General features: G+C 62.1%; 12 protein-coding genes. 4 read left to right on the top strand and 8 right to left on the bottom strand.

Annotated elements, in window-relative coordinates:
• Positions 1-26: 26 nt before the first annotated feature.
• The 3 genes from BJ963_RS18280 to BJ963_RS18270 form a co-directional block, all read right to left on the bottom strand.
• On the bottom strand, positions 27-923 hold the full coding sequence (locus BJ963_RS18280; protein WP_179457866.1) for a Kiwa anti-phage protein KwaB-like domain-containing protein: 897 nt from the start codon (positions 921-923) through the stop codon (positions 27-29).
• Positions 924-1,014: 91 nt separating this feature from the next.
• Complete coding sequence (locus BJ963_RS18275) at positions 1,015-1,512, bottom strand: hypothetical protein (RefSeq protein WP_179457865.1); 498 nt, start codon at positions 1,510-1,512, stop codon at positions 1,015-1,017.
• Between the two features lie 159 nt (positions 1,513-1,671).
• Positions 1,672-2,271, bottom strand: coding sequence for a TetR/AcrR family transcriptional regulator (locus BJ963_RS18270; protein ID WP_179457864.1), 600 nt, complete (start codon positions 2,269-2,271; stop codon positions 1,672-1,674).
• Between the two features lie 78 nt (positions 2,272-2,349).
• Here BJ963_RS18270 and BJ963_RS18265 point away from each other — a divergent pair, with 78 nt between their 5' ends.
• Positions 2,350-3,258, top strand: coding sequence for an AvrD family protein (locus BJ963_RS18265; protein WP_179457863.1), 909 nt, complete (start codon positions 2,350-2,352; stop codon positions 3,256-3,258).
• Between the two features lie 1,040 nt (positions 3,259-4,298).
• Here BJ963_RS18265 and BJ963_RS18260 read toward each other — a convergent pair.
• On the bottom strand, positions 4,299-5,234 hold the full coding sequence (locus BJ963_RS18260) for an NADP-dependent oxidoreductase (protein ID WP_179457862.1): 936 nt from the start codon (positions 5,232-5,234) through the stop codon (positions 4,299-4,301).
• Between the two features lie 396 nt (positions 5,235-5,630).
• The gene (locus tag BJ963_RS18255; protein WP_179457861.1) at positions 5,631-6,596 is read right to left on the bottom strand and encodes an AraC family transcriptional regulator; all 966 of its coding nucleotides are present in this window, start codon (positions 6,594-6,596) and stop codon (positions 5,631-5,633) included.
• A gap of 73 nt (positions 6,597-6,669) precedes the next feature.
• Here BJ963_RS18255 and BJ963_RS18250 point away from each other — a divergent pair, with 73 nt between their 5' ends.
• Positions 6,670-8,055, top strand: a complete 1,386-nt coding sequence (locus BJ963_RS18250; protein WP_179457860.1) for a dihydrolipoyl dehydrogenase family protein — start codon at positions 6,670-6,672, stop codon at positions 8,053-8,055.
• 96 nt (positions 8,056-8,151) lie between these two features.
• On the opposite strand, the gene BJ963_RS18245 is transcribed toward BJ963_RS18250, so the two are convergent.
• The 3 genes from BJ963_RS18245 to BJ963_RS18235 all read right to left on the bottom strand — a co-directional run bounded on the left by BJ963_RS18245 (position 8,152) and on the right by BJ963_RS18235 (position 10,036).
• Complete coding sequence (locus BJ963_RS18245; RefSeq protein WP_179457859.1) at positions 8,152-8,631, bottom strand: hypothetical protein; 480 nt, start codon at positions 8,629-8,631, stop codon at positions 8,152-8,154.
• Positions 8,632-8,738: 107 nt separating this feature from the next.
• Positions 8,739-9,656, bottom strand: a complete 918-nt coding sequence (locus BJ963_RS18240) for an NADP-dependent oxidoreductase (RefSeq protein WP_179457858.1) — start codon at positions 9,654-9,656, stop codon at positions 8,739-8,741.
• Entirely contained in the window at positions 9,653-10,036 is a 384-nt protein-coding gene (locus BJ963_RS18235) for a hypothetical protein (protein WP_179457857.1), read from the bottom strand. Before BJ963_RS18235 ends, BJ963_RS18240 begins: the two co-directional genes overlap by 4 nt.
• 365 nt (positions 10,037-10,401) lie before the next feature.
• On the opposite strand from BJ963_RS18235, the gene tal reads away from it, so the two are divergent.
• Complete coding sequence (gene tal, locus BJ963_RS18230; protein WP_179457856.1) at positions 10,402-11,559, top strand: transaldolase; 1,158 nt, start codon at positions 10,402-10,404, stop codon at positions 11,557-11,559.
• A gap of 69 nt (positions 11,560-11,628) precedes the next feature.
• Positions 11,629-12,549: a thioredoxin-disulfide reductase gene (trxB, locus tag BJ963_RS18225; RefSeq protein ID WP_179457855.1), complete on the top strand. Its 921-nt coding sequence runs from the start codon at positions 11,629-11,631 to the stop codon at positions 12,547-12,549.
• Positions 12,550-12,704 lie beyond the last annotated feature (155 nt).

Raw genomic sequence — 12,704 nt, 5'->3', positions numbered from 1 at the left:
CAGCCGAACACCAAGTCCAGGGCGTTTCAGCTGCGCGCGAGCTGTTTGGAACTGGCGGCGAATTGCTCATCGGAGAAGTCGCCGCGGAAGAGGTCTTCGTTTAGTAGTCGGAGTAGGTCGCGCACGTTGGCTTCGGCGAAGTCCAGTTCTCCGTTGGGCATGAGGGTGTCGGCGTCCAGTCCGTGATCTTGCATCTTGGTGCGCAGGAGCGCCGGGGTGAGTTTCTGCATGTAGGCGCGGCGGCCGATGCTCTGGATCTTCTTTCGGTGGAAGGAGTTGCGGCGAGCGATGTCAATGAGGGTGTCGCGTGACGAGCCGGTGATGGGGAGGTCGCCGATGAGAGCGTCAACCCATTCGCCAGCGCGTGCGAGGACAGCTTCGGTTTCTTTGAACAGCCGCTCAAAGTTGCTCTTATCTATCGCGTAGATCTGCTCGGGGGTCACGATGACGTCGAATTTCGAATCGAAGGAGAAAAGCGGTGACGTGATCTTCTTGATCGTATTGTCAACCAGGCCAGCAATGAGGGGCTTCCGGGCGAGGGCCACGGGGTTAGCTTTCCGGATGTACAGGGTGGGCGCTTCGCTGTCTCCGACGACCAATGCGTAGCAGGTGAAGGCGCGCTTCAGATCGTCGCCGTTCGCCTCCGGGAGCCCGTCCCCGTGCCGGATTGTGTCAAGGAGTGCGACGTCCCACGCCTCCTCATGGTCCGCAACGAAGTAAGGCGTGTCGTCCTGCGACTCGTCCGGATCGTACGTGCGACCGCCCTCGAGCTCGGCGGTAGCGGCCGCTTGCGCCGCGAATCCTCGTAGGCCCTCTGCGACGTCGCCTCCGATCATGAGGCGGCGTCCGTGCACGTTTGCGCCGGTTGTCCAGGTGACGACGAGTGTCATCGGTGTTGTCGGATCGGGGATGGTGATCGGCATGGGCGTGTCCTTGTTCGTGCGCGGCTTGGACGCCGCTGCGGCTTGGCCTGCCTAGTTTACCGACCTGGCGGTACGTTATGAGGTTGGCGTGTCAGGCCTTTCTGAGGACTCGGACTTCGTCGCTGAGGGATGTTGTCCGTATCTGCTCGCCGGGGAGCAGCCGCCCGCGCGCGACGATGTAGAAGGTTGCTCCGGTTGTGCTTTTCACCTTGTAGATGGAGTAGCCGAGCAGGAACAGCAGCGGGTTCACTTGGATGATTCCGGTGCGGACGTTGATGACGAGCGCGACGATGAGAAATAGTGCGTATGCGAGCCAGTCCGCAGCTGTTGGGTTGGCTACTACGAGGAATGGAAGCAGGTAGCCGGCGAGGTATGCGGCGGCTTCCGATCCGGCGTTGGATACCTCGCTGATGGTGTGCTCGGCGCGTGTCTGTGATTTGTTGAGCCGCAGGATGAGGATGAGGGAGAGGATTCCTGCGATGCTGAGGCCGGCCATTGTCCATCGCGCCGCCGGCTGGTCGATGCGGATTGCCAGCAGGGCGAATAGCACCGCGTAGGACGATAGGAACAGTAACGGCTTGGCGAGCATGGGTACCTCTTCTTCTGGACGTGCAGTCTATGGCGGGCGGCCGACACTGAGGTCGTTACCGTCGGCTTGTAGATGCGGCAGGTGTTGCCGCTGTCCTGTCGTCTATGCGCGGCACCCCTCGAAGTAGGGGAGGTTGCGGGAAGAGACTACCGGGTAGGTTTATTGGGTGCTCGATGAAGCGGCTTGGCGTTCCTTTACGGAGGCGGCGAGAACCTTCCACATGCGGGCGATGTCCTCTTTGAGGGTGCGCAGTCGTCCGAGTTCGTGCGCGATCATGTATGACCCGAAGAAGGAGTGCACTGCGACGGTCGCTATCTCGGTGGCTTCGGCTTCGGAGCCCTCTCCGATCTCCTGAACTAGGAACACAGCGATGAGTTCCACCCATTTGTCGTACGGGTTGTCGTCTGCTGGCGGCGGTAGCACGCTTTGGCTTAGTTTCATCGCGGCTCGGACTCGCACGTCTGTGGCGAACACCCGCCCGACGCGCTGTGTGATTTCTTCGGCTGCGGCTATGCCTCGGAGCCCGGTGCCGGTGACTTCGGCGACGATGACCGGCCAGTTGGTGTACTTCTGTTCGACGAGCGCTTTGGCGATGTCGAGTTTTGAGGGGAAGTGGAAGTACACGGCGCCTTTGGTTGCGTCGGTCCGTTCGATGATGCGGTCGAGGCGCGCCCCTTCGTACCCGTATGCGTCAAATTCAGCTGCGGCAGCGTCAAGAATGGCAAGCCGAGTGCGCTCAGCTCGTTCTTGTTTTGGCATTCGAAGGTGGCCCGTTCCCTCTGTTGTCAGTGCAATGACTGTAGCGCGTAGAACTGTGGGATTCGTGCGGGTGAAAACATGCTCATGAAGGACGCGTTCGAGGTGGTGTTGGGCCCTGCGGAGGAGCGGTATTTCGGTGTCGGGTACAGGCGTGCGTCCGCTCAGCTTGAGGATGTGTCGGTCGCGTTTCCAGAGCACGCGGTAACCGTGGTCCGCGCAACGGCGACTTTGCGCCAGTGGGAACGTGTGGGCGCATCCCGGGTCGCTCACCTGGGGACGGTGGACGCGATCTCTATCGCTGGCACGGTGTCGTCGGTTGCGATGATCGCCGCTGGTTTGTCTCCGATTGGTGGCGAGGGCGAACTGCTGTCGGTCGCGGTTCGTGCAGGTACCGTTCCCGAGTCGGGGATGGGTGGTATTCCTGTTGAGGCGCTGCTCGCGGTCGAGGACTGCACCGATGACGGGTTGTGCCATGTCGGCTGCAGAGTCGGGATGTTGCGCGTCGACGTGGTCATGCGCGCCCGTGAGGCACATCGGTCGCGGCCGTTTGCTTCTGGCCCGGTGGATGTTGAGACGGTGTTGGGGAAGGCTTCCGGCCGTTACTTCGCGGACGGTTTTCGTGGGTTTGCGCTGTTCGCGACGTCGTTGGACGTGGGCCTGGCCGGAGGGTCATGCGATTTCGAGATTGCGCCGGCGGACGCCCGCCCTGGCGTCATCGAATGTCTGGCCCTGACGTCTCAGCTTGCGCAGGCCGTGCTGTACGGCGTAGCTGGTGTGCCTCGTGATCGGACCGGGAATTTGTGGATGCGTCGCTGTATTTTCTCGTCCGTACCTGATGATGTGGCGGATCACCAGGCGCGACTGACGGTTTCAAAGTTCAGCAGGTTTCAACGCGCCGGTGTAGATCAGGTGAGCGCGGTCGTGCGGATTTCAGCTTTCCCGGGTTGGCGTGGGGAAGCGTCTCTGGCTTTTCAGGTGCACGGGTGACCGAGTTAGATCACGAGAAGGGTGTGGAAGCGCATGTCTGGACGTCGCGGTAATGAACCGACAGCGAGCTTGTCTCCGCTATCACCCCCTGTAGACGCCCTAGCGGATACTGTCGAGCGACGTCCGCGCTTCATTGCGTTCGATGCGGATCCGGAAACGGACGGGATCCTCAAGAAAGTTGGTGGTGGGGCTGTGCGGTGTGAAAACGGTGCGCAGTTCAGCGCCGCGTTGGCGTTGCCGTCGACGTTGATGGTTGTGATGACCCACGGGTTCGCTTGCTTCCCGGAGTGGGTGAGCGATCACGGGAGAGGAGACGCGAAGCAGGAGGTGGAGATCGCTGCCGTCGCGCCTGAGCAGTTCGACTGTGACGCACTCGTGTTAATGGTCTGCAATCAATACCGGCCAAGCGCCTGGTTGCGTCGGCTGAGGCCTGGGGCAATCCTCGCTTCAAGCCCTGACCTGGTGTCTACTTCTGCTATTGGATCGTTCGCGTCTGCTTTGTTGGAAGCGGATATGACTAGTCGCGCTCAGTTCGAGACGATACGGGAAGACGTGGGGCGGCGCTGTTCGACGTTGCTGAGCCGACGCTGGGTCGTGTGGGAACGAAAGGCGCCATAGGCACTGTCTTCGATCCGACGCTTCGGAGCCTGAGCGGACGCCGGCCCTTAAACCTGGTGTCAACCGGGAGCGGGCGTCCGCGCCCGCACTGTCTATCGGGGCGTGGAATCGTTCCTTAGCCTGTGGATCATGGTTGCGCTCGCTTGGAGGCCGGTGCTGCTGCTCACTGTGCATGGAAGCCGGTGGGCGTCTGTTCCGAACCTTGTGTATAACCGCCTGCCGAACGCGTTGACCATTACAGAAGGTGGGCGGCTGGCTGTGCGAACTCGTTATGAGCTCACCGCGCTGTGCCCTGTGCCGACCTATCGGTACACGGAGTGGAGACTCGTTGGACCGTGATTGTGACCGCGCAAACACCAACGGCCAGGAGCGCCCACTTTTGGGGCTCTCCTGGCCGTTGTCGATTGGGCTGGGCGTACCGGTTAGGCGGCGGCGTTCCCCTGCGGGGCGAAGTCGATGACGAACTTCGCACCCTTCGAGCGCCCGTTGGCGACGAGTTCCTCCGTGGCCGGGGCGTCGTCCGGGGTGATCGTCGTCACGTCGAGCGGCAGTTCACCGTCGGCGGCGAGCTTCGCGATCCGCTCGAGGTCGTGACCGTCCGGCACGATATACAGGTTGTTGGTGGCGATTCCACGGGTGGGCTCCGGCGCGTCGGAGGTGAGGGAGGTCAGACGGCCGCCGTCGTCGATCAGCTTCATGGCCTCAACGGAGGTGCCATCAGCGGCGATGAGGACTGCGTCGAACCGACGGTCGGTCGTCTGCGCGAAGTTCTCGGCATGCGAGTCGATGACGTCGACCGCTCCGAGCTTGCGGAGCAGGTCGTTGTGCCGGGGAGCTGCCGCGGCGACCACTTCAGCACCGGCGAGCACGCCGAGGCGAATCGCCATCAGGCCGGTGGGTCCGGAACCGACGACGAGAAGGCGGGTGCCCTTGCCGACCTCCAGTTCCTTGAGCGACTGGCTTGCGGTGAGTGCAGCGACGGGGAGCGCTGCCGCGTCGATGGGGCTGAGTCCCGGCGGGAGCAGCGCGGCGCTGGACGCGTGCACGAGTACCTGCTGCGCCCAGAATCCGCTACCTCCGGGAAGCGGGGTGTCGTGGACGATGACGACGTCGCCGACCTTGAAGTTGTCGACTTCCGGGCCGACGGCGGTGACGCGTCCGACGCCTTCGACACCGAGTGCCGCCGGCGGCTTCAGCTGGACATCCCAGCCGTTGGTGATGTGCAGGAGAGCGTCCCACGGCCCGATTCCTGCACTGATGGTCTCGAGCAGGATCTCGCCGGCTTCTGGCTGGCGAGGGGTGGGCAGGTCGAGGACCTCGACAGTCCCGTCAACGGTCTGGGCTCCGATCCCGATCATGATGTTCTCCTTATTCTTTGAAGCGGTGTGAGGCGGTTGCACTGACTTTTCCGCTTGCCGACTGTGTGTGTGACGCACCGGCCTGCATCGTTCTGACGAGTTTCCCGCGGCTTGAGTGGTTCAAGTAGCTCATCTCGTGTCATCATCTGGCCCTAAAGTTGCAACCCGGGTTGGGGTGGCTGGTCATGTCGGCGATGCGAGTTCATGCTGCGAGGCGGTCGTCGGCACTGCTGCTAGCGCATACTGGGTTTGTGTTCATCTGATCGGTGTCGCGTCGGGTGGTCGCTCTTACCTCTCGATCGGAGGGATCGTGATGCTCGCGTGAGACGGCGGCGATACCGCCTCGTCGACGATGCGCCTTCCCGGCCCCCGGTCGGAGCAGAAGGGGCGCTTCGGTCAGGCGGTGGCGACCGGTAGTTTTCGGTCGGCTGGCGTAGTTGCCCCGATGTCGTGCTTGGAACGTCTGAACTGCGACGGTGTTTGGCCCGTTCCAGCACGGAACGCGCGGGTGAACGCGGACTCGGATTGGTAGCCCACCTCCGCGGCAATGTCTGCAACGTTCCGGTCGCTGTTGTCGAGCAGGTCAGCTGCGATCATCAAGCGCGCTCGTGTGAGGAACTGCCCGAACGTCATCCCGGTCGCTGCTTGAAATCTGCGGATGAAGGTTGCTCGCGACATGGAGGATTGCGCGGCCAGCTGTTCTAGTGACCAGCGGGCGCCGGGCCGGGCGAGGATGGCTTGGATGATGGTGCTGATCCGTGGGTCTGCGACAGCGGTCCACAGGCGTCCGTGGGTGTTGTCGGCTGCGGTCGCGGTGCGAAGGACGAGCGCGATGAGCACGGTGCAGAACGCTGACATGATGGCTGCGGAACCCATCCCGTCATGCTCGGCCTCGGCGCGCATCAAGTTGCTCAGCCCTTTCAGGGTTGCGCGGCCGCGCTCATCGTTGAACAGCGAGACGTGCGTTGGCGCGGGCAGAGACCGGAATAGGATCGCACCAGCGCCTGCACCGACGGTGTAGTGGCCGCAGAAGAGGTCGATCACCGGCTCGCTGTTGTCGTCGCTTGTTTTGATGGAAAATGTCGAGCCGGCTCGTATGGTAATCGAGCGGGTGGGCCCAGTTCCGGCGGTGAGAATCCGGTGTCTGGCTCCGGTGGTGATGATGACGACGTCGCCGGCGGTCATGTGATGCAGTTTTCCGCCGACCTCGAGGTCGCACTCCCCTTCAAGCAAGACATGGAACGGGATTTCCCGAGGCGCGCGCGGGCCTGGCTCCATGCTGGTGGACCCGCCGAGAAGGCATCGCGTGTCCAGGCGTGCTTCTAACCGGGCAATTCGTAGCAGCTGGCTGATTTCGTCCATTTTGATACTTTCGAGCTAGGTCATGATACGCGCTGGTCTATTAGTAGCATCGGCGTTGGGCGACACTCTAGTCATGGACACCACCACATCTCTCACAGCCGATGTCATCGTCCTCGGCTTCGGCAAGGGAGGGAAGACCGCTGCGCACGCGCTTTCGAACGCTGGGAAGCGGATCATCCTCATCGAGCAGTCTGAGGACATGTACGGCGGCACCTGCCCCAATGTCGGTTGCATACCGACCAAAATGCTTGTGCACTATTCAAACTCGCGGCGTCTGGAAGACGCGGCGCAGGAGTTCTTCGCTAACTCCATTGAGGGTGTGCGGAAGCTCACTTCGGCTGGCCGGGCCGCGAACTTCAAGGCCCTCGACAGCAAGGACCTGGCGACTGTCATCACCGGGAAGGCCCGTTTCATCGACCCGCATACCGTCGCCGTCGGAGAAGGCAAGGACACGATCACCGTCACTGGTTCGACGATCCTGATCAATACCGGCTCCGAGCCGATCGTCCCGCGCATTGACGGCATCGATGACAGCGAGCACCTCGTCAGCAGCAGTGACCTGACCCGGCTGCAGAAGCTCCCTGAGAATCTAGTGATCATCGGCGGCGGCTACCTGGGGTTGGAATTCGCGTCGATCTACCGGCACTTCGGCTCTGAGGTGACCGTCCTCGAGGCGGCAGATCGGCTGCTGCCGAAGGAGGATGAGGACGTCGCTTCGGTCGCCGCTGAGATCCTCGCCGGCGACGGCATCACCCTCATCCCTGGTTCGTTCGCGACCAGCATCGAAGATGTGGACGGTGGAACGATCGTCACCTACATGAAGGACGGGGTCTCGCACACCGTCCGAGGAGACGCTGTGCTGCCGGCGACCGGCCGCAAACCTGCAACGGATGGGCTGAACCTTGAGGCGGCCGGGGTGGCGGTGACACCGCGAGGGGCTGTCGTGGTTGATGAGCACCTGCGCACCGCTCAGCCGCACATCTTCGCGCTTGGTGATGTGAACGGCGGGCCACAGTTCACCTACATCTCGCTGGACGACGCACGCATCGTCATCGACCAGCTGCTCGGTGACGGGAAGCGGAGCGTTAAGGACCGCGTTGCGGTACCCAAGACGGTGTTCATCACGCCTCCGCTGGCGACCGTCGGCCTCACCGAGCGCGAGGCCCGCGCTCGGGGCCTGAACATCAAGGTTGCGCGCGAGAACGTGGCGAACATTGTCGCGTTGCGTCGCACGTACACGGTTGAGGAGACCCGCGGGGTGATGAAGTTCATCCTTGACGCGGACACCGATCAGATTCTCGGTGCGGCGATTCTGAGTATCGACGCGCAAGAGGTGATCAACATGATTTCACTGGCGATGCAGCAGGGCGTGACTGCCACCGCGTTGACCAACGGGATCTACACGCACCCCAGCACGACCGAGGCGTTCAACGAAATCTTCACAAAGATCGTGTCCTGAACGGGGTGTGCGCCGGGACCTTCGGGTCGCGGCGCACAGTCCCTTCTGTTGCCTCCTCCGCATAGGAGCCAGGGATAAGAGCGCAACAACGGGGGTTCAGCAGTAGTCCGCCCAAAGCCGCTGCGGTCGTTCTGGGTTCACGTCGTCGAGCATGACCGAGGCGGATTCCCGCGGGGTCCCCAGCTGGTCTTGTTCGATGGCAACGAACGACCAATCCGGTGTGCGGCCGGGGTCGTGCTCGAGCCAGATGGAGAAGTTCCAGAAGCCCCGGAACTCTTTACTCAGCAGGTCGGGCCCGTCGACCACGAGGACATCGTCGCGGGAACGAAATGGGGCTACGGTCGTATCCCGGAACTCATCTGCAGTCGGTGTGCCGGCGACCGTTTTACGCTCGGTCGGCTGTCCCTCGTGGTTGAGTGCCGCTGCGAGCAAGTCAGCCACGCGGGCGGGGTCGCTCTCGGGTACGCCGGTTACTGCGATGTAGCGAGGCCCACGACGGTAGTGGTGCAGGAATTCGGTGGCGAGACCTCGATAGAGTTCTGCGCCGCTGGGTTGGGTTTTCTCGGTGTCAGCCATCTTGTTACCTCTCGAACTTCACGGTGTCGCTTCGATGCGACTTCTCACGAACGGGCGGACCGTCATTGGGAGCCCTCATTCGCCGGAGCTATTTGGGCGGTTCCGGGTTAGTCTGCGGCGACTTTCACGACGATCTTTCCCGGCGTAGCGGAACCCTTAGCGAACGCCGCAGCAGCTTGTCCCAGCGGGATGACGTCGCCGATGAAGGTTCGGAGGCGACCACTTCGAGCCCGCGTGATGAGATCAGTGAGCTGCTGCCGATCTGTCTCGACCACAAAGAAGCGGACCTCGATGTCTGCCCGGGACACATACGGGGGCATCGCGATGGATACCAGCATGCCGCCAGGGCGGATCCGTTCTGCCAGACGCGCGCAGATCGGGCCGTCAAGAACGTCGAATAGAAGATCGACCTCGTCGTCTTCTCCTGACGGGTCTTCGAGGTTGAGGAAGCGGTCGGCTCCTGCTTCCAGAATTCGAGCCTTGTGCTGCTCCCGGCCAGCTCCGATCACAAACGCTCCTGCTTCGCGCGCGAGCTGGCATACGACTGATCCCACTCCGCCGGCAGCGCCGGTCACGAGCACCGTCTGCCCGGGGGCTAGATTTCCGTGAACGAACAGGCCCTGCAATGCGGTGAGTCCCGAAATGGGCAGGCTGGCGGCGGTGACAAAATCGATGTCCGCTGGCAGCGGGGCCAGATTCCGGGTCTCTACCGCAACGTATTCGGCAAGGCTGCCGTCCCGTGTCCAGTCGGCAATGCCGAATACCCGTTGGCCCAGCGTGAGGCCTGTGGTCCCGTATCCGAGCTCGACCACCACACCAGCGACCTCGTGACCGGGGATGGTGGGGGTCCGGTCGTGGCCTGCTCTATCTGTCCATGTGCCGGGCCATTTCAATTCGCCGGTTGTGAATCCGGCGGCGTGCACGCGGACGATGACGTCGTTTTCTGCGGCGTGCGGGTAGGGCCGCTCCTGCAGGGCCAGTCCTGCGATTCCGGATTCGCGGTCAGATGCGGTTAGGGCTTTCATGTCGGCCTCCTTCTGGGCGGCTGCTTTCCGTCGCATGATGCGGCTCGGTCTGAGCATTGCTTGCGGGATTCTTGTGACGAGTTGGTCTGTGCGACCTCGCGACCTTGCTGCAACTCTGCGGCGTGGTTCGATGATGACGTGTCGGTGGTCGCAATTCGATAGGGAACGCTCTCGAGTGCCGACAGGCCCGTCGACAGCTCCTCATCGATGAGCTTCTCGGTCGAGAAGGTCTGGGGCTGCCGATCAGGAGCCTTATCTAGGACGCCTAGTTTCGTGACGGTGTTCGTCCGACCGCCGAGGGTGATGGTCGCCACGACAGCTCCGACCGTCAGCGCTGCGAAGATGCCAGCGAGGACTATTCCAGCCGTCATGTCATCCATCGATACTTCTCCTGGGCGCGTCGTGCAGGCGGTGCTGGATCACCTTGGATTCGCGGGTCAGCTGACCCTTCGCAATATTCGCTGCGACGTGGACGCCCGTATTACCGGGTGCACCTTAACCCAGTGCACCGGCTCGCGTAGGCGCGCCAGCGTTGCCCCTCAGCGCTGGCCGACCGGTCTGCTTTCGCTGCTGAGTGTCGTGCGAGCCTGGTTCTGTACTCGATATTCCATTGGTGGGAACGTTAAGAATGCTTTGATGCTGATGATTGCCAGCAGATGACATAACCCAGACGTTCGAGGTTCGTGAGCCCGATCGGGTACACGACGTTCGCCGTCTGGGTTTCACCCACGAGAGGCGGCACATCATGAACCGATTCGACAAGTCTCCCGGCGGTTCCGTCAACAGCGGCGGCGACCGCTCCTGTGCCACTGCCGCGCTCAGCAAAGCTGGCGTATCAATCTGGCTTGACGATCTGTCGCGCGACGCGTTGGTGTCCGGGGAGTTGCGGAAGCTGATCGACTGCTACGACGTGGTCGGTGTCACGACGAACCCGACGATCTTCTCTTCTGCGGTCGAAGGAACCGATGCCTACAACGAGCAGCTTAAGAAGCTCGCGCAGTCAGGCGCGTCGGTACCGGACGCAGTCGACGCATTGGTCACGGCCGACATCATCGACACCGCCAAACTGTTGTATCCGACATTCCAGCAGACCGGAAGTGTAGACGGACGTGTGTCCGTTGAAGTGGAGCCCGCCATCGCATTCCAGGCGAAAGAGACATTGGAACGCGCTACCCATCTTTGGAAGACGATCGATCAACCAAATCTGATGGTGAAGATCCCCGCGACGGCGGAAGGTATCGACGCGATCGCGGAAGCCACCGCGGCCGGGATCAGCGTGAACGTAACTCTCCTGTTCAACATCGACGTTTATCGGCTGGTCATCCGCGCGTACCTTTCAGGGCTTGAGCGAGCCCTTCTGGCCGGGCGGAACATCAGCGACATCTTTTCCGTCGCGTCGTTCTTCGTCTCCCGAGTCGATACGGAAGTCGACACCCGGCTCGGCGATCTGGACACTCCGGACGCATTGGAACTACGCGGCACGGTCGGCGTCGCAAACGCCCGGTTGGCTTACCGGGTCTTCCAGGAGGAGTTCGCCCGTGGGCGTGCCGAGCGGCTGCTGGCACGAGGCGCAAACATCCAACGACCGCTCTGGGCGTCCACAGGCGTAAAGAACCCTGAGCTCGCGGACACCTATTACGTGAACGAACTCATCGCTCCAGACACCGTCATCACGATGCCTCCAGGCACACTCAGGGCTTTCGCGGATCACGGGCGCCTGAGCAGTGACACCATCACCGACCGTTACGGCGACGCCGTTGACACTTTCGAACGCCTAAAGGCAGTCGGCGTCTCGTACGAGAAAGTAACCGACAAGCTCCTTGCGGAGGGCGTCGAGAAGTTCGAGAGCTCTTGGCGGAAGTTGAACAAGACGGTCGCTGAGGCGCTCAGGAGCTCGCGATGACCAGGCCCGTAGGCCTGATTACCTGGCTGGTCTCGACTTTGCCGGTGGCTGATAGATGGAGGTGACAGGATGCGACAGACGATCATCATTGGATCCGGCCCTGCCGGCTTCACCGCAGCGATATACGCGGCCCGCGCCAGCCTGAGCCCTCTGCTCATCGCCAGCAGCGTAGAAGCAGGCGGCGACCTGGTGAACACGACGGAAGTGGAAAACTTTCCCGGGTTTCCTACAGGGGTGCTAGGCCCAGACCTAGTGCAGATGCTCCAAGCGCAGGCGGAGAAATTTGGAACCGAAGTGCTCTTCGAGGACGTTGAGAACCTCGACCTTGTCGGCGACAGCAAACGTGTGACGTTGAGCAACGGCGCTACACACGAAAGCGAGTCGATCATCTTTGCGACCGGTTCCGCCTACAGAAAACTAGGCATCCCTGGAGAGGATCGGCTCACTGGGCATGGGGTGTCCTGGTGCGCCACCTGCGACGGCTTCTTCTTCCGCGGCAAGACCGTCGGCGTTGTAGGCGGCGGTGATTCGGCGATGCAGGAGGCAGCGTTCCTCGCCCGGTTCGCGGACAAGGTGTACATCATCCACCGCACCGATAATCTGCGCGCCTCCCGCATCATGAAGGATCGGGCGCTTAGCAATCCAAAGATTGAATTGCTGGTCAACAAGCGCGTCAAGGCCGTGCGCGGCGAAGAAGCGGTGACATCCGTTGATCTCGTGAACACGCACGATGGGTCGCCCAGCACCTTGGAGCTTCAGGGCCTTTTCATCGCTATCGGTGCTGATCCGCGCACTCATCTGGTCCACGGGAAGCTCGACTTCAACTCCGATGGAACCGTCGCCGTCGACGGCCGGAGTTCTCGCACAAGCCTCGCCGGGGTGTTCGTCGCCGGAGATGTGCTCGACGCGACTTACCGGCAGGCGATCACCGCAGCCGGGTCCGGGGCGGTCGCCGCTCTTGATGCCGAGCGATACCTCGCTGCTCGCTGACGAACGTCTCTCCCTTCGATGTCAAGGCATGCACTGACACCTTCGAAAATCGAACGTTCAGTGAGCTGATCGCCGACGAAACCAGTTGGGTCTACTGCACATGCTGGCGTTGCCCGACTCTAATTGAGTTGTGTCCAACGACGGACACGAGAAGG

The sequence above is a fragment of the Leifsonia soli genome, from assembly GCF_013408745.1.
Taxonomy (GTDB): Bacteria; Actinomycetota; Actinomycetes; order Actinomycetales; family Microbacteriaceae; genus Leifsonia; species Leifsonia soli.
This window is presented reverse-complemented; position numbering and strand designations above follow the sequence as displayed.